Annotated in this window: 14 protein-coding genes; 7 read left to right on the top strand and 7 right to left on the bottom strand. The window is 70.5% G+C overall.

Annotated features, from left to right (window positions below; all coding sequences use genetic code 11):
• Positions 1-15: 15 nt before the first annotated feature.
• From ACZ45T_RS24950 to ACZ45T_RS24940, 3 genes are read left to right on the top strand one after another with little or no spacing between them, the layout of a single operon-like run.
• Positions 16-1,029, top strand: a complete 1,014-nt coding sequence (locus tag ACZ45T_RS24950) for a LacI family DNA-binding transcriptional regulator (RefSeq protein ID WP_215150146.1) — start codon at positions 16-18, stop codon at positions 1,027-1,029.
• A gap of 9 nt (positions 1,030-1,038) precedes the next feature.
• Entirely contained in the window at positions 1,039-3,258 is a 2,220-nt protein-coding gene (locus ACZ45T_RS24945; RefSeq protein WP_468444855.1) for a glycoside hydrolase family 3 N-terminal domain-containing protein, read from the top strand.
• Positions 3,255-4,772 (top strand): glycoside hydrolase family 43 protein, encoded by a 1,518-nt coding sequence (locus ACZ45T_RS24940; RefSeq protein WP_468444853.1) that lies wholly within the window; start codon positions 3,255-3,257, stop codon positions 4,770-4,772. The genes ACZ45T_RS24945 and ACZ45T_RS24940 overlap by 4 nt, the downstream gene beginning before the upstream one ends.
• A gap of 161 nt (positions 4,773-4,933) precedes the next feature.
• Here ACZ45T_RS24940 and ACZ45T_RS24935 read toward each other — a convergent pair whose 3' ends face one another.
• Positions 4,934-5,962, bottom strand: coding sequence for a LacI family DNA-binding transcriptional regulator (locus ACZ45T_RS24935; protein ID WP_468444851.1), 1,029 nt, complete (start codon positions 5,960-5,962; stop codon positions 4,934-4,936).
• Between the two features lie 268 nt (positions 5,963-6,230).
• On the opposite strand from ACZ45T_RS24935, the gene ACZ45T_RS24930 reads away from it, so the two are divergent.
• From ACZ45T_RS24930 to ACZ45T_RS24920, 3 genes are all read left to right on the top strand, one after another.
• The gene (locus ACZ45T_RS24930) at positions 6,231-7,202 is read left to right on the top strand and encodes a glycoside hydrolase family 6 protein (RefSeq protein WP_468444849.1); all 972 of its coding nucleotides are present in this window, start codon (positions 6,231-6,233) and stop codon (positions 7,200-7,202) included.
• A 57-nt stretch (positions 7,203-7,259) separates the two neighbouring features.
• Complete coding sequence (locus ACZ45T_RS24925; protein WP_468444847.1) at positions 7,260-8,549, top strand: glycoside hydrolase family 6 protein; 1,290 nt, start codon at positions 7,260-7,262, stop codon at positions 8,547-8,549.
• Positions 8,550-8,927: 378 nt separating this feature from the next.
• A complete protein-coding gene (locus tag ACZ45T_RS24920) occupies positions 8,928-10,370 on the top strand; it encodes an endo-1,4-beta-xylanase (RefSeq protein WP_468444845.1) in 1,443 nt (480 codons plus the stop codon).
• Positions 10,371-10,451: 81 nt separating this feature from the next.
• Here ACZ45T_RS24920 and ACZ45T_RS24915 read toward each other — a convergent pair whose 3' ends face one another.
• Both ACZ45T_RS24915 and araD read right to left on the bottom strand, forming a co-directional pair.
• The gene (locus ACZ45T_RS24915) at positions 10,452-12,923 is read right to left on the bottom strand and encodes a glycoside hydrolase family 9 protein (RefSeq protein WP_468444843.1); all 2,472 of its coding nucleotides are present in this window, start codon (positions 12,921-12,923) and stop codon (positions 10,452-10,454) included.
• Positions 12,924-13,222: 299 nt separating this feature from the next.
• A complete protein-coding gene (araD, locus tag ACZ45T_RS24910) occupies positions 13,223-13,960 on the bottom strand; it encodes an L-ribulose-5-phosphate 4-epimerase AraD (RefSeq protein ID WP_308296938.1) in 738 nt (245 codons plus the stop codon).
• A gap of 319 nt (positions 13,961-14,279) precedes the next feature.
• On the opposite strand from araD, the gene ACZ45T_RS24905 reads away from it, so the two are divergent.
• Positions 14,280-15,356 carry a LacI family DNA-binding transcriptional regulator gene (locus ACZ45T_RS24905; RefSeq protein WP_374777184.1) on the top strand — a complete coding sequence of 359 codons (1,077 nt, stop codon included), beginning with the start codon at positions 14,280-14,282 and terminating at the stop codon, positions 15,354-15,356.
• Between the two features lie 145 nt (positions 15,357-15,501).
• Here the strand turns inward: ACZ45T_RS24905 and ACZ45T_RS24900 are convergent, their stop codons facing one another.
• The 4 genes from ACZ45T_RS24900 to ACZ45T_RS24885 all read right to left on the bottom strand — a co-directional run bounded on the left by ACZ45T_RS24900 (position 15,502) and on the right by ACZ45T_RS24885 (position 20,406).
• Positions 15,502-16,626, bottom strand: coding sequence for an aldose epimerase family protein (locus tag ACZ45T_RS24900; protein ID WP_468444840.1), 1,125 nt, complete (start codon positions 16,624-16,626; stop codon positions 15,502-15,504).
• Between the two features lie 104 nt (positions 16,627-16,730).
• Positions 16,731-17,753, bottom strand: coding sequence for a galactofuranose ABC transporter, permease protein YjfF (yjfF, locus tag ACZ45T_RS24895; protein WP_468444838.1), 1,023 nt, complete (start codon positions 17,751-17,753; stop codon positions 16,731-16,733).
• A complete protein-coding gene (locus tag ACZ45T_RS24890) occupies positions 17,750-18,850 on the bottom strand; it encodes an ABC transporter permease (protein WP_468444836.1) in 1,101 nt (366 codons plus the stop codon). Before ACZ45T_RS24890 ends, yjfF begins: the two co-directional genes overlap by 4 nt.
• Entirely contained in the window at positions 18,847-20,406 is a 1,560-nt protein-coding gene (locus ACZ45T_RS24885; protein WP_468444834.1) for a sugar ABC transporter ATP-binding protein, read from the bottom strand. Before ACZ45T_RS24885 ends, ACZ45T_RS24890 begins: the two co-directional genes overlap by 4 nt.
• Positions 20,407-20,422 lie beyond the last annotated feature (16 nt).

Genomic DNA, 20,422 nt, shown 5'->3' with positions numbered 1-20,422 from the left:
CGCAGAGGAGAGAAGTTGAGCGAGCAGCGTCCGACCCTGGCCCTCATCGCCGCGGAGGCAGGGGTCTCCCAGGCCACCGTGTCGAAAGTGGTCAACGGCCGCTCCGATGTAGCACCCTCGACACGCGAACGGATCGAGGGCCTGCTGCGCTCCCACAACTACCTCCACCCCGGTGGGCAGGCCAGGGCCCGCAGGTCAGGCCTGGTCGACCTGATCATCGGCGGTCTGGACAGCGCGTGGGCGGTGGAGATACTGCGCGGCGTCGAGGCCGAGTGCGCTCAGCGGAGCGTCGGCACCGTCGTGTCGCTCGTCCCGCCGGGCGAGGCCACGCCGTCGAGCTGGGCCGCGCTGCCGGTCCTGCACCACAGCGACGGCGTCATCCTCGTCACCGCCTCGGTCACCCAAGCCCAGCGTGCCCAGGTCGAACAGGCCGGGGTGGCGCTGGTGGTCATCGACCCGATCGACCTGCCGGGCAACGGTGTGCCGAGCATCGGCGCGACCAACTGGGCGGGCGGCCTCGCCGCCACGGAGCACCTGCTGGAGCTGGGGCACCGCCGGATCGCCGCGATCGGCGGGCGCAAGGAGATGCTCTGCAGTCAGGCCCGCATCGACGGGTACCGCGCCGCGCTGGAGCGGGCCGGGATCGAGGTCGACCGCGACCTGATCCGGTTCGGCGACTTCCAGCACGAGGGCGGGTTCCAGCGCGCCCGGGAACTGCTCGCCCTCCCCGAGCCGCCGACCGCCGTCTTCGCCGGTAGCGACCAGCAGGCGATGGGCGTCTACGAAGCCGCCCGGCAGGGCGGGCTGAGCATCCCCCAAGACCTCAGCGTGGTCGGCTTCGACGACCTGCCGATGTGCGAGTGGCTGTCACCGCCGCTGACGACGGTGCGCCAGCCGCTGGAGGAGATGGGCCGGCTCGCCGCCCGCACACTTTTCCAGCTCCTGGACGGACAGCCCCTGGTCAGCCCCCGGATGGAGCTCTCGACCGAGCTCAAGGTCCGGCTCTCCACCGCCCCGCCCCGTCTCTAGGAGAACTCCTTGACCGAGCCCTGGCGTGACCCCCTCATACCCGCGTCCGTACGAGTCGCCGATCTGCTGAAACGGATGACGCTGGAAGAGAAGGCGGGTCAGCTCACCGGCTTCTGGGCGCTGCCCTCGGATCCGGGCACACCGGTCGCGCCGATGGAGGACGATTCCGGCGAGACCGCGCCCGGCCTCGACGACATCGTCGCCCACGGGCTCGGCCAGCTCACCCGGGTGTACGGCACCGCGCCGATCACCGCGGAGGCCGGGATGGAGCGGCTCGCCTCGCTCCAGCGGCAGGTGACCGGATCCGGCCGGTTCGGGATCCCGGCGATCGCTCACGAGGAGTGCCTGACCGGGTTCATGACGTTCGGGGCGACGGTCTTTCCCGGGCCGCTGGCCTGGGGTGCGTCCTTCGATCCCGGGCTCGTGCGCCAGATGGCCGCCGCCATCGGCGCGGGGATGCGGCGGGTCGGCGTACACCAAGGGCTGGCTCCGGTGCTCGACGTGGTCCGCGACTACCGGTGGGGCAGGACCGAGGAGTGCATCGGCGAGGACCCCTATCTCGTCGGAGCGATCGGCACCGCCTACGTGCAGGGCTTGGAAGGCGCCGGGATCGTGGCGACGCTCAAGCACTTCGCCGGGTACTCGGCCTCGCGCGGTGGCCGGAACATGGCCCCCGTCTCCTCGGGGCCGCGCGAGTTCGCCGACGTACTGGTCGAGCCCTTCGTACGGGCGCTGCGCGAGGGAGGGGCCCGGTCGGTGATGAACAGCTACACCGACGTGGACGGCGTCCCGGTGGCCGCCGACGAACGGGTGCTGACCGAGCTGCTCAGGGGTGAACTCGGCTTCAGCGGTGTGGTCGTCGCCGACTACTACGCCGTCTCCTTCCTGGAGACCCGGCACGGCGTCACCGGATCGCGGGGCGCGGCCGGCGCGCTGGCGCTGACCGCCGGAATCGACGTCGAGCTGCCCACGGCCCGCTGCTACGGCGAGCCGTTGACCGAACTCGTCCGGTCGGGAGTAGTGCCCGAGGAGCTCATCGACCGGGCCGCGGAACGGGTCCTGCTGCAGAAAGCCGAACTCGGCCTGCTCGACCCCGACTGGGAACCCGTCAAGGCCGAGCCGGTCGACCTCGACCCGCTGGAGAACCGGGCACTGGCCGGGCTCCTTGCCGAACGGTCCACCGTGCTGCTCGCCAACGACGGCATCCTGCCGCTGCGGCCGTGCCGCGTGGCGATCAGCGGGCCGTACGCCGACGACCCCCAGTCCTTCCTCGGCTGCTACTCCTTCCCCAACCACGTCGCGCTGCCCGGCGACCTCGGACTGCACATCCCGACGCTCGGCGAGGCGCTCACCGCTGCCGGGTTCACGGTCACCGCGGACGATCCGGACGTGAACGTCACGGTGCTCGGGGACCGGGCCGGCATGTTCGGCCGGGGCACCTCCGGAGAAGGCTGCGACGCCGAGACCCTCGACCTGCCCGGCGACCAGGCCGCACTCGCCTCCGCCGTTCTGGACTCCGGGGTACCGACCGTCCTGGTCCTCGTCTCCGGACGGCCCTACGCGCTCGGAACGCTGGCCGAGCGCGCATCGGCCGTGGTGCAGGCCTTCTTCCCAGGCGAGGAGGGCGGGACGGCGCTGGCCCGGATCATCAGCGGGGCCGCGGAACCGTCCGGGCGGCTGCCCGTCTCCATCCCCCGCCAGGTCGGCGGCCAGCCCGGCACCTACCTGCACGCGAGGCTCGGCGGGCACACCGACTGGAGCTCGGTGGACCCGACCCCGCTGTTCCCCTTCGGACACGGGCTGAGCTGGACCAGCTTCGGCTGCTCGGAACTGTCGGTGGATCCCGTGGCCGCGACGGACGGGGTCGTCTCCGTCTCGGTCACCGTACGCAACGTCGGCGAGGTGGCGGGGACGGAGGTGGTGCAGCTGTACCTCTCGGACCCCGTGGCGTCCGTCGTCCGGCCGCAGCGGTGGCTCGCGGGATTCGGCAGGGTCGAGCTGCAGCCGGGCGCGGCCGCCCGGATCACCTTCTCCGTCCACGCCGACCGGACCTCGTTCACCGGGCTCGACCTGCGCAGAAGAGTGGAGCCCGGGGAGATCGGCGTGGCCGTCGGACGGTCCAGCGGCGATCTTCCGCTCCAGGGCTCCTTCACTCTGGAGGGCCCCGTACGCCACCCGGCGGCCGACCGGGTGCTGTCCGTGCCGGTCCAGATCGTCCCGGTTCCATGACCACGTCGTTCGATGATCCCGTCTTCGGTGATCCCGTGCTGCCCGGGTTCCGGCCCGACCCGTCCGTCTGCCGAGTGGGCGCGGACTACTACCTGGTGACGTCCAGCTTCGAATGGTTCCCGGGCCTTCCCGTGTTCCACAGCCGCGATCTCGTGAACTGGCGGCGCATCGGCTCCGCGCTCGACCGGGCTTCTCAGCTCGATCTCGACGGGTGCGAGCCCTCACGGGGGCTGTTCGCACCGACGATCCGGCACCATGACGGGGTCTTCCATCTCGTCTGCACGCTGATGGACGGCCCCGGCCATTTCGTCGTCACGGCGACCGACCCGGCGGGGCCGTGGTCGCAGCCGAACTGGCTGGACGGCGAGGGCTTCGACCCGTCGCTGTTCTTCGACGACGGGCCGGACGACGGCGATGCGCACGGGGACGGCAACGGGGACGGCGACGGCAACGGCAACGGCCGGGCCTGGTTCACCGCCGCACGAGTCGTGGACGAAGCCGCGGGCCACACCGAGATCTGGATGCGCGAATACCTTCCCCAGGAACGACGGCTGACGGGACCCGAGCACGTCCTGTGGTCGGGAAGCCACCCGGGCGCCCGCTGGTCGGAAGCCCCGCACCTCTACAAGACCGGCGGCAGCTATCTGCTCCTCACCGCCGAGGGCGGCACCGATGTGGACCACAGCGTGGTGGCCGCCCGCGCCGACCGCGTGACCGGCCCCTACGAGGGCGCCCCCGGCAACCCGGTGCTCCCACCCGCCGAGGGGCCGGTCACCTGCACCGGGCACGCCGACCTCGTGCAAACCCCGTACGGCGACTGGCGGGCCGTCCTCCTGGGCGTCCGCCCGGGCTCCGCCCTCGGCCGCGAGACCTTCCTCAGCCGGATCACCTGGGAAGAGGGCTGGCCGGGCTTCTCCCCCGTCGTCCACACCGACCTTCGCCGCCCCCTCCACGACGGCTTCGCCACCCTCTCCGCCGACTGGAGCACCCTGCGCACCCCACCCGCACGGTTCTGGGCCACCGGTGACGGGCTCCGACTCCAGCTCCGCCCCGACCGCCTCGGCGAACGCACCACCCCGTCCCTTCTGGCCCGCCCACAGGAACAGCCCGACTGCGACGTCTCCACCGAACTGCACTTCGCCCCCGCCGCACCGGACGAGGAGGCAGGCCTCGCCGTAGTCCTCGACGACGACGCCCATCTCCTCTTCCTTCGCACCGCGGAGGGATTCAGCCTCCGCCACGGGCCCGAGGTCCTGGCCGGCGTTCCCGTCCCCCCGGGCCCCGTTCGTCTGGGGGTCCGCATCCGCGGCTTCAGCCACACCTTCGCCCACGCGGCTCCGAACGGTGTCTGGGAGGATCTGGCCACCATCGAAGCCACCTTCCTCACCCCGCTGTTCACCAGTGTCCAGCTGGGCCTCTACGCCACCTCCAACGGCCGCCCCTCCACCAGCCAAGCCCACTTCACGTGGTTCGACATCACGTACCCGGGCCGGCTGGAACCGCCTGGACACTAGGCCCTGTCCGGGCGATCTTCGCGGGCCCGCGCTGCCTGGCACGGCACCTCGCCGCGTTGTCGGACCGCGCTGGTACGTCCAGTACGAGCTGCGATCCTCCGCCTTGCGATGCACCGCACCAGACAACGCGGGCTGATCCACGAAGATCGCCCGGACAGGACCTAGGCCGTCGGCAGATCGGGGGCGGACTCGCGCACGGTCAGGCGGGTCGGGAGGATCAGCGGGGTGGGGCGGTGCCCTTCGATGGCGCTGACCAGCATCCTGGCCATCTCCTGGCCCAGCGCCCGCACCGGCTGATGGACCGTGGTCAGCGGCGGGCTGGTGTGCCGGGCGCTCGCCAGGTCGTTGAAGCCGATCACCGCGACGTCCTCGGGCACCCGCAGCCCCCGTTCCCGCAAGGTGCGCAGAGCGCCGATGGCCATCGCGTCGGAGGCCGCGAACACCGCGTCGGGATCGGGGTGCGCCCGGAGCAGTCGCTCCATCGCTTCCGCGCCGCCGTCCTCGGTGAACTGCCCGGGCTCGACCCCGAGAAGCGGCAGGCCGGACAAGACCAGACCCTCGGTGAACCCCTGCTCCCGCGCGACTGCGGCCCTGGCGTCCACCTGGCCGGTGATCATGACGGGCCGTCGGCGGCCCGTGCGCGCGAAGTGCTCGGCGGCCAGTCGGGCACCGCCCCGGTTGTCGGCGTCCACGTACCACGTGGGCTCGCCGGTGAGCGGGAGCCCGCCGAAGACGACGGGGAGATCGACCTCCTCTCCCAGGCGTCCCAGCGGATCGTCGCCCCGCAGCGCCATCAGCATGACGCCGTCGGCCCGGCGGGAGCGGAGCAACCGCTCGAACCTCTCCCGGCCGCGCGGGGTGTTGGCCAGCAGCAGGATCAGTTCCAGCTCGGTCTGCTCCAGCGCCGCGCTGACGCCGACGATGACCTCGGCGAAGAACGGGTCCGCGAACAGCCCCGGTTCGTCACTGGAGACCGCCAGGACCACCGCTCCGACCCTGCGGCTCGCCAGGGCCTGCGCGGACGGATTGGGCACGAAATCCAGCTCGCGCACCGCCCGTTGGACGGCCTCCCGCTTGGCGCGGCTGACATGCGGGGCGTTGTTGATCACCCGGGAGGCAGCCGTGCGCGACACGCCGGCTCGTGCGGCCACCTCGTCGAGAGTCGGCATGCGCTTGGGTGACGGCTCCATGGAAGAACTGCTCCTCGGGCTCACGCGGACGGCGAACAGCGGCCATGATTCCATGCGCCGCCCCGACTTCGGACCTGCACGCGGATGTCGCCCTCGGTCTCGATTTGGTAGCGCTTCCAACCCATCACGGCAATACCGGCCATGGCGGCAGTTCTGAGTTCAACCACTTGACACACCCTGGCGACGAACCCAATCATCCCATCAGCGCGGTCCGACCCATCTCAAAATTGGAAGCGCTTCCACTTCCCCACCCATCGGAGGAAGAACCATGCGCAAGTCCGTCCGAGCTGCATCCGCCCTGCTGGCCGCAGCCCTCACCGCGGGCCTGGCCCTGATCAACGCCGGCCCCGCGTACGCCGCCGACCCGACCACCATGACCAGCGGCTTCTACGCCGACCCCGACAACTCCGCCCTGCGGTGGAGCAACGCGAACCCCGGCGACGGGCGGGCGGCGGCGATCCGTACGTCCATCGCCAACACCCCGGCAGCCCGCTGGTTCGGCAACTGGAGCGGTGACATCGGCGCGGCCACCGGCGCCTACGCCGGCCGCGCGGACTCCTACGACAAGTTGCCGATCCTGGTCGCGTACAACATCCCCAACCGGGACATCTGCGCCGGTCACTCCGGCGGCGGCGCCGGGAGCCGGGCCGCGTACGACGCCTGGATCGCCGCCTTCGCCAGTGGCATCGGCAACCGCCCGGCCGTCGTCGTCCTCGAACCCGACGCGCTCGGCCACGAGAGCTGCATGACGGCCGGCCAGATCGCCGAGCGCAACGCCATGCTGAAGAACGCGATCGCCCAGTTCAACGCCAAGGCACCCAACACCTGGGTCTACCTGGACGCCGGCAACCCCGGCTGGATCGGCGCCTCGACCATGGCGCAGCAGCTCGCCGCCGCCGGCGTCAGCGGGGCACGCGGCTTCGTGCTGAACGTCTCCAACTACTTCACCACCGACCAGAACACCTCCTACGGCAACGCGGTCAACTCCACCCTGGGCTCCTACGGCTACACCAAGCCGTTCGTCGTCGACACCAGCCGCAACGGCAACGGTTCCAACGGCCAGTGGTGCAACCCCGCCGGCCGCCGGATCGGCACTCCCAGCCAGCGCGGCGGCGGCGCCGAGATGCTGCTGTGGATCAAGGTCCCCGGCGAGTCGGACGGCAACTGCGGCGTCGGCGCCGGCTCCTCGGCCGGACAGTTCCTGCCGGAGGTCGCCTACAAGATGATCTACGGCTACTGAGCCGATCCCCCTTCCCCCTCCCCTCACCGAAGGCCAACCCCCAACCGAAGGAACCCCGTGCGCATCCCCCTGCACCGATTAGTCCTGACAGCGAGCACACTCACGCTGCTCCTGGGCGCCCTCGCCCCGACATCTGCCGAGGCGAGCTCCGCGCCGGTCTCCCACACGCTTCCGACGAACACCCGCTTCTACGTCGACCCCGACGGCGACGCAGCCCACCAGGCCGTCACCGACCTCCTCCACCGGGACTTCGAGGGCGCCAAGTCCATGGCGAAGCTGGCCAGTTGGCCGGAAGCTGCCTGGTTCACCGACGGCACCCCGGAGCAGGTCGAGTCCCGGGTACGCGACCTGGTGCGCCGAGCCGAGCGAACCCGGACGGTTCCCGTCCTGGTGGCCTACAACATCCCGCTGCGCGACTGCTCCCAGTACTCCTCCGGCGGTGCGCAGTCGGACGCCGAGTACCAGGCCTGGATCAGCGCCTTCGCCCGGGGGCTCGGCCGGAGCAAGGCCGTCGTCATCCTCGAACCGGACGGGCTGGCCAACCTCCCCTCCGACTGCGGTCCCGACAGCGACCCCACCGGCGCGATCACCACAGGACGCTTCGCCGACCTCAACCATGCGATCGACGCCCTGGAGCGGCAGCCGAACAGCGTCGTCTACCTGGACGCCGGCAACAGCCATTGGCGCAGCGTCGGCGACATCGCACAACGCCTCCTCCAGGCCGGCGTCACCCGCACCCAGGGCTTCTCGCTGAACGTCTCCAACTATCTGGCCACCGACCTGTCCACCCACTACGGCACCTGGGTCTCCCAGTGTCTGTGGTTCGCCACCAAGGGCCCGGACTGGGCCAGGGGGAACGCCGACTGGTGCGCGAGCCAGTACTACTCACCCGCAGCACCGAACGACGGGCAGCCGGGAAACTCCGTGAACGTGGACGATCCGTCCACGTGGCACTGGACCGACCGCTGGTTCCAGCAGAACGTCGGTACCCCGCCCGCGCAGGAGCTCACCCACCTGGTCGTCGACACGAGCCGCAACGGCCAGGGCGCCTGGACCCCGCCCGCGGGCAAGTACAGCGGCGACCCGCAAACCTGGTGCAACGCCCCGGGTCGCGGCGTCGGCGACCGGCCGACCGCGAACACCGGCGTCCCGCTCGTCGACGCCTACCTGTGGATCAAGACCGTCGGCCAGTCCGACGGCCAGTGCAACCGCGGCATCCCGGGCGGCACCATCGACCCGGAGTACGGCATCGTCGATCCCGCGGCCGGCGCGTGGTGGCCGGAGCAGGCCAAGTCCCTCGTCCGGAACGCAAACCCCGCACTGGGGTTCAACACGGTCGTGCACTGACCGAGGCCGCCGTGACCAGGCTGCCATTCCCGGCGATGCCGACTGAAGGAAATGCTCGTTTATGGCTTTCCACTACAGATCCCGCTCGAGTGGTCCCTCATCGAAATAATTTCGATGAGGGACCACTCAATGAAAAGGACTACCAAGCGCCCACACGAGACAGATTCCCGAAATGATTTCGAAACTCTTGACTTGTTTCGGCGGGGTTTCCAGACTGATGGTCGAGGCGGTGTGGCCCGTCCGTGTCCGGTTCCGAGCACCGTCCTCGGATCATTACGCGCTCATGAGCGTCCCTTTCCCATGGACGCGGGCGTCGTTCACGCGGATTCACAATGCCGCGATTCAACCCTTCCGCGATTTCTTTCTGGAGGCTCATTCATGGGCTCACAAGCCATTCCCCCATCCACCGTCCGCCGGAAAATAGGCGGCCTGTGTGCGGCCCTGGTCGTCGGCGTCCTCGGTACGGCCGCCGCGCTGGTGGCGCCGCCGGCCTCACACGCCGCCGAGAGCACGCTCGGCGGCGCGGCGGCGCAGAGCGGCCGGTACTTCGGAACCGCCATCGCCTCGGGCAGGCTGGGCGACTCGGCGTACACGACGATCGCCGGCCGCGAGTTCAACTCGGTGACGCCCGAGAACGAGATGAAGATCGACGCCACCGAACCCCAGCAGGGCCAGTTCAACTTCGCCGCCGGTGACCGCGTCTACAACTGGGCGGTGCAGAACGGCAAGCAGGTACGCGGCCACACCCTGGCCTGGCACTCCCAGCAGCCCGGCTGGATGCAGAACCTCAGCGGCAGCACGCTCCGGCAGGCGATGACCAACCACATCAACGGCGTGATGGCCCATTACAAGGGCAAGATCGTCCAGTGGGACGTCGTGAACGAGGCCTTCGAGGACGGCACTTCGGGAGCCCGGCGCAACTCCAACCTGCAGCGCACCGGCAACGACTGGATCGAGGTCGCCTTCCGCACCGCGCGCGCCGCCGACCCGGCCGCCAAGCTCTGCTACAACGACTACAACGTCGAGAACTGGACCTGGGCCAAGACCCAGGCCATGTACGCCATGGTCCGGGACTTCAAGCAGCGCGGCGTGCCGATCGACTGCGTCGGCTTCCAGTCGCACTTCAACAGCGACAGCCCCTACAACAGCAACTTCCGCACCACCCTGCAGAGTTTTGCAGCCCTCGGCGTCGACGTGGCCGTCACCGAACTCGACATCCAGGGTGCCTCGGGCACGACCTACGCCAACGTGACCAACGACTGCCTGGCCGTCCCGCGCTGCCTGGGCATCACCGTCTGGGGCGTGCGCGACACCGACTCCTGGCGATCGGAGCAATCGCCGCTGCTGTTCGACGGCAACGGCAACAAGAAGCCCGCCTACACCTCCGTGCTCAACGCACTCAACGCCGGTTCCTCCACCCCCACTCCGACCCCCACGCCCGGGTCCGGGCAGATCAAGGGCGTCGGTTCAGGACGCTGCCTGGACGTGCCCGGTGCCAGCACCACCGACGGCACCCAGGTCAACCTGTGGGACTGCAACAACCGCACCAACCAGCAGTGGTCGTACACCGCCGCAGGCGAGCTCAGGGTCTACGGCGACAAGTGCCTGGACGCCGCCGGCACCGGCAACGGCACCAAGGTCCAGATCTACAGCTGCTGGGGTGGCGACAACCAGAAGTGGCGCCTCAACTCCGACGGATCCATCGTCGGAGTCCAGTCCGGCCTCTGTCTCGACGCCACCGGCAACAACACCGCCAACGGCACCCTGATCCAGCTCTACTCCTGCTCGGGCGGCAGCAACCAGCGCTGGACCCGTACCTGACGACCTGCCATGGAGTGGAGCCAGGACGATCCTGGCTCCACTCCGTCGTCCATCGCCGGGTGGGCGGGGCGTGACGATCGTTCAGGAGCAGAGTGCACCGTTGAGCGTGTAGCGCGCCGGCATCGCGTTGGTACCCGAGTACGTCGCCTGGAAGCCGAAGCTCACGCTGCCGCCGGGTGCCAGTGTTCCGTTCCATCCGGTGTCCCGGGCGGTGACCGTGCTGCCCGACTGGCTCACCGTGGCGTTCCAGGCGTTGGTGATCCGCTGGTCACCTGCGAAGCTCCAGCCGATGGTCCACCCGGATACCGCCGAGGTTCCAGTGTTCTTCACCGTCACCGTCGCCGTGAAGCCGTTGCCCCAGGCGTTGTCGATCCGGTACGCCACCGCGCAGGAGGCCGCCGAAGCGTCGTCGTCCGCCTCCGTCGCCGTGAACGTCGCCGACTGCACGCCAGGACCACCGACCGCGAACGTCGCGCTGCCCGACGACGCGTCGGGGTCCTGCGCGGCGAGGACCGAAACCTGCTGCGCCGTCGCCCAGTCGGCCGGGGTGAACACCAAGGTCGCGGCTGCCGACAGGTCCTCGTCGCCCGAGTTCCGGGCCACCGTCACCGTCACGTTCTGCGCGGGCGCGGCCGAGAGCCGCACGCCCACCGGCGCCGAGCCGCCCTCCGGGACCGTCACGGCCGCCGGTGCGACCTGGACCACGGGCACCGCCGGAGCGCTGCGCCGCTCAGCCGCGAAGGCCGCCAGCCAGGCCAGCGAGGCGTTCCAGTTGATGGCCACCTCGTTGGTGGAGTACGAGCCGATGTCGTCCACGTAGCACGCCGCCGGTGCGCAGCCCGCGAGCTTCTCCTTGGCCACCGGGTCCTCCAGCCCCGCGTTCGGCCCGCCCGCGAAGGAACCGGCCGGCGGGTGCGGCAGCGAGGCGTCGTTCTGATGCGCCCAGAACCGGTGGTGCTGGTTCTCGGAGTAGCGGTCCCCGTACCCGGTGACGTAGGAGAGGTCGAGTGCGTTCCGGCCGAGCAGGTAGTCCAGGGACTCCAACGCTCCGGCCCGGTAGCGTTGTTGCCCGGTGAGCTCGTATGCGACGGCCAGCACCATCGCGTTGTTGGTGACGGAGCTGTTGGAGCCCCAGACGTACGCGGTGGCGGGAAGCGGCACCGCGTAGCCCTGTCCGGCCATGGTGGTCAGGTGGCCATCGGCGGCCGTGGTCAGCAGGCCGCGCAGCCGGGCCACGTCGTCGGCGGGCAGGGCCGCCCCGGGGACGGTGGCGAGGGTGATCCGGCCGAGCGTCGCGGTGCCGCCCCACCAGAACCCGTCGACGGGCTTGGTGTGGTGCGCAGAGGAGGTGACGGAGTCCCGGTACTGTGACTCGCCGGTGGTGGCCAGGAGTTCCGCCGCCGCCCAGTAGAACTCGTCGGAGGCGTCTGCGTCCTCGTACGCACCACCGCCGGTGTTGTCGGTCGCGAGAGCAAGCATGTTCGGGTTGGCCTTGGCAGCCGTCCAGGCGCGGCGGGCCGTGTCCAGGCAGCGCGCGGCGAACGCGGCGTCGTACGGCGCGTACACCCGTGCACACTGCGCGGCCGAGGCCGCCAGGTTCAGCGTCGCGGCGGTCGACGGCTTGTGCAACTCACGCTGCTCGGCATCGAGTTCGGGCCGGGTCGGCAGAGCGGTCCACTTGGCGTCGTGCATCTTGTGGAAGGCCATCCCGGCCATCGGCTTCCCCGCCGGAACCTGCATCCGCAGCAGGAACTCCAGCTCCCAGCGGGCCTCGTCCAGCACGTCCGGCGTCCCGTTGCCACGCTCCGGCACCCGCAGCGTCGCGTCGCCGAGCGCCGCGTCGCCGCCCGAACGGCTGGCCCGTTCGAAGGAGTTGACCATTTCCCAGACGGAAATACCCCCGTTGACCACGTACTTGCCTTGATCGCCCGCGTCGTACCAGCCGCCGCGCACGTCCAGTTGGTAGTCGCACACCCCGGCCTGGCAGGGGACGCTGGTGTCGCCTTTGTTCGGGGCGACGCCCAGGTGCCCGGCGGGGCGGGCGTAGGCGCTGCCGCCCGCCAGGGCCGCGTCGATCGCGATACCGCTGCGTTGCTGGTAGAAGAACGACATGCTGTCGGCGCGCAGTCCGTCGTACAGCGATGCGGAGATGTCGAAGGGGCGGCTGGTCCGGCCGTCGACGACCAGGGTGAAGCCAGCCCCTGTGCCGGTGTACGCGCCGAAGTCCACCAGGTGCGTGGACTGGCCGGACGCCTGATCGGCCCCGCGCACCGCTGTGGCACCCGAGGCGACCACCGTGCCGGAGGCGTCGCGCAGTTGCCAGGCGAGCGGGGCGGTCGCGGAGCTGGCCACGGTGGCCCGCTTGGGGCCGTCGGGCAGGTAGCCGAGCTGGTTGACCCGCACAGGCGTGTCGGCAGCGGCTGCCACGGTGGCGGCAGCCGCGACCGGAACGGTCAGGGCGGTCGTGGACAGGCCGCCGACAACCAGCGCGAGGCCGGCGAGCGCAGCGGCCGCGCGACGTGGCACGCCGCGGGCGGAGGTGAAAGGAGGCACGGTGAAGCCTTCCTCGGGGGGGTGGGGGCTCGGAGTGGGAGCGCTCCCAATCAAGCCAGGCGCCTGACGAGGACGTCAAGTCACCTGCCTGGGACGGCGGTTGACCGTCCTTCATCCGAGAACAAGCCAACTACCACCACAGCTTCGGCGCACGTTGAACCGGTGGCGCGAAATCGCCGATCAGAGGCGGCGCCGGCCAGGCGGCCGGCTCCCGGGCAAAGTCGCGCCCCGGCACAGGGTCGGCGCAAGCGATCCGTCCCGCGCCGCCGCAGCGGGTAACGGCGAGACGGTGCGCGGCTTCAGACGCTCGGGGTGTGCGGGACGTTGCCGTAGTAGGCGTCCGGTCCGTGCTTACGGGTGAAGTGCCGCTCCAGCAGATGCTTCGGCGGTTCGGAGGCTTCCCCGAGGCGGGACCCCAGCGCCAGCGTGTGCAGCGCCATCTCCGCCACGGCCTCGCAGACGATGGCGTTCTCCAGCGCCGCCTTCGCGGTGGCACCCCAGGTGAAGGGTCCGTGTCGTGAAACGAGTGCTCCGGGGACCTCGTCGGCCAGCCGGGGGTCCCCGTCGAGCCGGGCGACGATCACCTGTCCGGTGTTGTACTCGTAGTCCCGCGCGCACTGCTCGGCGGTGAGGTCCTCCGTCACGGGAACGGGCCCGTTGAAGGTGTCGGCGTGCGTCGTGCCGAGTACGGGGATCGGGCGGCGCGCCTGAGCGAAGGCGACGGCGTGCGTCGAGTGCGTGTGGGTGACGCCGCCGATGGAGGGGAAGGCCCGGTAGAGGCACCGATGGGTTTCGGTGTCGGTGGACGGCCTGAGGCGTCCCCCGACGACCCGCCCGTCCTCCAGCGCCACCACCACCAGGTCCTCCTCGGTGAGGTCGGCGTAGGAGACGCCGGACGGCTTGATGACGAAGACGCCCGCGTCTCGGTCCACTCCGCTGACGTTTCCCCAGGTGAGGGTGGCCAGACCGGCCTCCGGGATGCGCAGGTTGGCCGCGAGGACCTCACGACGGAGGTCCCCCAGGAAGGTCTCGCTCACTACGCTCTCACCATCTCTCCGGCATGCGCGGCGGGTTTCTCCGGGACCGCTGCCCGGCAGGCCCCCGCGGTCGCGCATGAGTGGACTGGACTGATCGGGGCCGCAGCACATCGCGGCTGGCCCACCTCGGCCGCCCCGATCAGATTGTGAGCGCTAACAAGCAGCAATCTCAAGAGGTACGAGGAGATTCCTGCCCACAGCATGCGATCAACGCTGCATAATGTGAACGCAAACATCTACACCTGGTCGACAATCCTCCGGTCGGTCCGAGATGTGTGCGGGCCGCGGCTGGTTCGGTACCTTGAGGGAAGGCCGCTCGATGAGGAAAGGAAGAGAGTTGACCCAGCTCCCAGACGTCTCGCGAGCGCCCACGATGACGGACGTCGCGCGCGTCGCCGGCGTGTCCCATCAGACCGTTTCGCGGGTGCTCAGCGACCACCCGAACGTCAGCGCCAAGACCCGGGCCGCGGTGACTCAGGTCATCGAGCAGCTGGGGTACCGCCGCAATTCGGCGGCCAGGGCTCTGGCCACCCGCCGGACCCACACGCTGGGCGTCATCGCGGTGAACACCACTCTGCACGGCCCCGCCAGCACCGTGGCGGGAGTGCAGGAGGCCGCTCGGGACCGCGGCTACCTGACGTCCGCCGTCACGCTTCGGACCGCCACGCAGACGGCTCTCGCCGAAGCCATGCAGCACCTCGCCGGATGGGGCGTGGAGGGCATCGTCGCCGTCACTCCGCAACGCGCCGCGGTGCGCGCCCTGGCGGCATTGGAGGCACCGTGCCCCGTGGTCACCGTGGAAGGCGGCCACACCCTCGACCTGCCGGGGGTGTCGCTGGACCAGAACCTCGGCGCCCGCATGATCACGGAGCACCTTCTCGCGTCGGGCCACGCCACGGTGTGGCACGTGGCGGGCCCCCCCGACTGGCTCGAGAGCGAGGCCCGCACACAGGGGTGGGAGGACGCGCTGCGCGATGCCGGCGCCGAGGTGCCGCCCGTGCTGCGAGGCGACTGGAGTCCACTGTCGGGATACCAGGCCGGCCAGCAGCTGGCGGGGCGGGTCCTGGCATCACGAGGGCAGGGAGCCGGCCTCACCGCGGTGTTCGTCGCCAACGACCAGATGGCCCTCGGTGTCCTACGGGCCCTGCGGGAAGCGGGCCTGCGGACGCCCGAGGACGTGGCGGTCGCCGGCTTCGACGACATCCCCGAGGCGGAGTTCTTCCCGCCCCCGCTGACGACGATCCGCCAGGACTTCGCCTCGCTCGGCCGCGACAGCATCGGGCTGCTCCTGGACCACATCGAGGGCAGGACCGACGAGTCGACCCACCTGGTGGTGGCGCCCGAGCTCATCGTGCGCGCCAGCACGGCCCGCAGGATCGCTCCCCCCGGCGAATGACCCCCACGTGCCCGGCGGTTGACCCCTCTCGCAGGAGGCCGGGCCCCGGGGGCACCTTCGTACGCGGGAAACCGGGCGCAGGCACCAAAGCCGCTGTCCGGTGCCCCCCGGCACCGGACAGCGGCTACGGCCGCCGCCGCCCCTCTCAGGCGGCGACCGTGGTGAAACTGTGGATCGTGGTCGACCGGTACAGCTCGCCCGGGCGCAGGACGACCGTCGGGTAGTCGGGGCGGTTCGGGGAGTCCGGGAAGTGCTGGGTCTCCAGCGCGACCCCCGCGTAGGCGTGGTACGGCCTGCCCGCCTTGCCCGTGATGTCACCGGTCAGGCCTTGCGCGGTGTAGACCTGGATGCCCGGTTCCGTGGTGCGCACCTCCATGCGGCGGCCGGATGCGGGGGCGTACAGCACAGCGGCCTTACGAGGACTGTCTCGCCGGGCGTCGTCGAGGACCCAGTTGTGATCGAAGCCTCCGCCGGCGAGGGCCAGTTGCGCCTCCGTATGGGTCAAGGCGTCGGAGAGACGCCGGTGCCGGCGGAGGTCGAACGGGGTGTCGCTGACCGGGCGGTGGGAGCCGTCGGGGATCAACTCGGCGTCGACGGGGGTGTAGAGGGGGGCCGCGATCTGGAGGTGGTGGGCCAGGACGTTGCCGCGCCCCTCCCCTTCGAGGTTCCAGTAGGCGTGGTTGGTGAGGTTGACGATCGTCGGGGCGTCGGCGACCGCCTGGTACGACATCGTCAGGTTGTCGTCGCGGTCCAGCGTGTAGGTGAGGCGCACGTTCAGGGCACCGGGGAATCCCTGGTCGCCGTCGGGGCTGTGCAGGAACAGACGGACACCGGTGCGGTGCGCCGAGTGGAAGGGTTCGCACCGCCACAGGCGCTGGTCGAACCCGTCGGGACCACCGTGCAATGTGTGCCCGGTCTCCTGGGTGGCGAGCCGGTGGGTGACGCCGTCGACTACGAGCCCGCCGCGTGCGATGCGGTTGGCGTAACGGCCCACCGTCGCACCGAAGTAGCGTGCGGAACCCTCGCAGGCGGCGGGGTCGCGGGGCGCGAGCACCACGTCAGCGGTGTGGCCCCAGCGGTCCGGCAGGATCAGTGAACGGAGCCGGGCGCCGCGCGTGTGGACCTCGGCACGGGCCCTGCCGGGGAAGCCGAACCGCCACCTCTCCCCCGTTCCGCCATCGTCCAGACGCAGGGGGCGGGCCGTCCGCGGACAGGCGGCCGTCTGCCTGGGCTCGGCGGCCTGGTCGACAGATTCGTATGCGTGTTCCATGACGGCATTCCCTGGAAGTCGGTCCACCGGATGCGCGCCGGGACCAAGCTGTGATCGCGGCACGCGAACGCGGTGGCACGGGCGGGTGGGCTGCGGAGCCGGAGTCAGTCGGCGGCGGGGCGGCGGCCGCTCATCAGGCGTTGCAGCACGATGAACACGAGCAGCAGGGCACCGATGACGATCCGGGTCCACCAGGAGCTGAGCGTGCCCTGGAAGTTGACCACCGTCTGGATCGTGCCGAGGACGAGCACGCCGAGGGCGGTGCCCAGGACGAAGCCGGAGCCTCCGGTCAGCAGCGTGCCGCCGATCACGGTGGCGGCGATCGCGTCGAGTTCCAGGCCCATGGCGTGGAGGGCGTAGCCGGAGAGCATGTAAAAGGTCAGCAGCAGGCCGCCGAGTGCGGAGCACAGGCCGCTGACGGCGTATGCGGCGATCTTGGTGGAGCCCGTCGGAAGACCCATCAGCCGAGCGGAGGACTCGTTGCCGCCCAGCGCGTACACGTTCCGGCCGAAGCGCGTGTGGTGCAGGACGACGAAGGCGATCACCAGCACGGCCAGGGCGATGACCACCGGGATCGAGACGAACAGTCCTCCCGGGCCGTACAGCCGGGTCTGCGCGATTCCCGCCGTCGTGGGGTCGCTGATCGTGATGGATTCGGTGCTGATCGTGTAGCAGAGCCCGCGGGCGAGGAACATGCCTGCCAGGGTGACGATGAACGGCTGGATCTCGAAGGTGTGGATGATCCAGCCCATGAGCGTCCCGCTCCCGGCGCCGACGAGCAGGACCAGGGGGATGACGGTGGCCAGGGGCCAGCCGTGCGACTCGACCAGCCAGGCGGTGAGCATGGTCGACAGGGCCACCATGGAGCCGACGGACAGATCGATGCCGCCGGTGAGGATGACGAAGGTCGCCCCGACCGCAACGACCAGGAGGAATCCGTTGTCGATCAGCAGGTTCAGTACGACTTGCGCCGAGAGGAAGCCCTCGTAGCGCACCGATCCGACGCTGAACATGACGGCCAGCAGGACGGCCGTGACGATCAGTGGGATACGGGTGCGGGTGCGCGGGGACACGGTCGCGAAGGGGCGGGTGAGGTGCGCGGCGGCGCTCGCGATGCCGGTACTCATGCGCGTACCTCCTGCTGCAGCGGGGCGGCGCCCGCCGTGGTGTGGGATCGGGGAGTGGTCGTCCTGCGGCGGCGCAGGACCTTGGCCCGGAAGACCGGGGCCTGCACGAGGCAGACGACGATGACGACGAAGGCCTTGAAGACGAGGGTGGTCTCGGGTGGGACGCCGAGGGTGTAGACGGTGGTCGACAGGGTCTGGATGATCAGGGCGCCCAGGACGGTGCCGCCGAGGGAGAAGCGTCCTCCGGTCAGTGCGGTGCCGCCGACGACGACGGCGAGGATCGCGTCGAGCTCGATCCACAGGCCGGCGTTGTTGCCGTCGGCGCTGGAGACGTTGGAGCTGATCATCAGTCCGGCGACGGCGGCGCACAGGGCGCTGAAGACGTAGACCAGGGCGAGCAGGCCGCCAGCGCGGATGCCGACCAGGCGGCTGGCTGCGGGGTTGCCGCCGACGGACTCGATCAGCATGCCGAGTGCGCTGCGGCGGGTGACGAGGGCGGTGAGCGCGACGAGGGCGGCCGCCAGGAGGACGGCGAACGGGAAGGTCAGCCAGTAGCCCCCGCCGATCATTTTGTAGGGGGCGCTGGTCACCGTGACGATCTGGCCGTCCGTGATCAGCTGGGCGACGCCGCGGCCCGCGACCATGAGGATCAAGGTGGCCACGATGGGCTGCACCCCCAGCCCGGACACCAGGAAGCCGTTGGCCAGGCCCAGCACGAGGGCGACGCCGAGCGCGAGGGCGACGGCCGTGAGCAGAGTGGCGACGCTGCCGGGATGCGCAGCGGTGGAGATGTGCCCGCAGGCGAGGGCGCCGGCGATGGCGACGGTGGAACCCACCGAGAGGTCGATCCCGCGGGTGGCGATGACCAGGGTCATGCCGAGCGCCACCAGGATGAGTGGCGCACCGAACTGGAGGATGTCGATGAGGCTGCCGTAGAGATGGCCGTCGCGTACGCGGACGGAGAAGAAGTCGTGGTGGAACGCGAGGTTGCCGAGGAGCAGGGCGAGCAGGATGAGCGCGGGCCACAGCAGGCGGTGGCCGGCCAGCCGTCTCCCGATCGCGGCGGCCGCCTCGGACTTGGCGGGCTGGGTGGTCATGAGTCCGTTCCGGTGGCGATGGTGGTGAGGAGGCGTTCGGGCGTGACGGTGTCATCGTTCGCGAGGGTGGCCACCATGCGGTGGTCGCGGAGCACGGCGATGCGGTGGCTCAGGCGCAGGACCTCTTCGAGTTCCGCCGAGATGAACAGCACGGCGGTGCCTTCGCCCGCCAGGCGGGCCACGAGTTTCTGGATCTCCGCCTTGGCCCCGATGTCGATGCCCCGGGTGGGTTCGTCGAGGATCAGGAGCCGGGGTGCGGTCAGCAGCCAGCGGGCGAGGAGGACCTTCTGCTGGTTGCCTCCGCTGAGGTGGCGCACCTGCGCTTCGGGGTCGGCGGGGCGGATGTCCAGGGCCTCTGTCCAGTGCCGCGCCAGTTCGTCCTGCTTCGCACGGGCCAGCGGCCTGGTCCAGCCGCGGGCGGCCTGCAGGGCGAGGACGATGTTCTCGCGGACCGTGAGCTCGCCCACCAGTCCCTCGGACTTGCGGTTCTCGGAACAGAACGCGATGCCCCGGGCGATGGCGTGGCGGGGGCTGCGCAGGACCACCTTCTCGCCCTCGATGCTCACTTCTCCGGCGTCCGCGCTGTCCGCGCCGAACAGGAGGCGCGCCACCTCGGTGCGGCCCGAGCCCAGGAGGCCGGCCAGTCCGATGACCTCGCCGGGATGGATGTCAAGGTCGTACGGTTCGATCGAGCCCGTACGGGTCAGCTGTCGGGCCTGGAGGAACGGCTCGCCGGCCGCCCGTTCGGCCGCTTCCTCGTGGGCACGGCCGGACAGCTGGTCGAGGGTGGCCAGTTCTCCGCCGATCATGCGCTGTACCAGCGTCACCGGCGTGAGTTCCCCGATCGGGTACTCGCCTTCCAGCCGGCCGTTGCGCAGGATGGTGACGCGGTCGCAGAGGTCGAATACCTGGTCGAGGAAGTGCGTGACGAACAGGATGGCCACACCGCGGTCCCGCAGGCGCCGCACCAGGGTGAAGAGCTGGGCGACCTCCTCGCGATCCAGGCTGGAGGTGGGTTCGTCCAGCACGAGCACCTTCGCCGAGACGTCCACCGCCCGGACGATGGCGACCAGTTGCTGCACCGCCAGGGAGTGCGAATCGAGCAGACTGGTGACGTCCAGATCGAGGTCGAGTTCCGTCAGCAGCTCTGCCGCCCGCTGCCGCATCGCGGACCAGTGGATGAGACCGAACCGGCGCGGTTCGCGCCCGATGAGGATGTTCTCGGCTACCGAGATGTTCGGGCAGAGGTTGACCTCCTGGTAAACGGTGCTGATTCCGGCCTGTTGCGCCTGGAGGGGGTCCGTGAACGCGTGGGGCCGGCCGTCCACGAGGATGGCGCCGCCGTCGGCGGGGTGGACACCGGTGAGCACCTTGATCAAGGTGGACTTCCCGGCGCCGTTCTCGCCCATCAGGGCGTGCACCTCACCGGGGAAGAGCCGCAGGGCGACTCCGTCGAGGGCGAGCACGCCCGGGAACCGCTTGCGGATGTCGTGGGCTTCCAGGACCGGCCGCGGGCCGCCGGCGCCCGTGGCCGGCGGGGTGGACGGATGCGTCATCCGCCCTCCTCTCATG

This window comes from Streptomyces sp. NPDC030995 (assembly GCF_055571215.1).
Note: the sequence above shows the minus strand (reverse complement) of the source record. Positions and strands in the feature narration are given on the sequence as shown.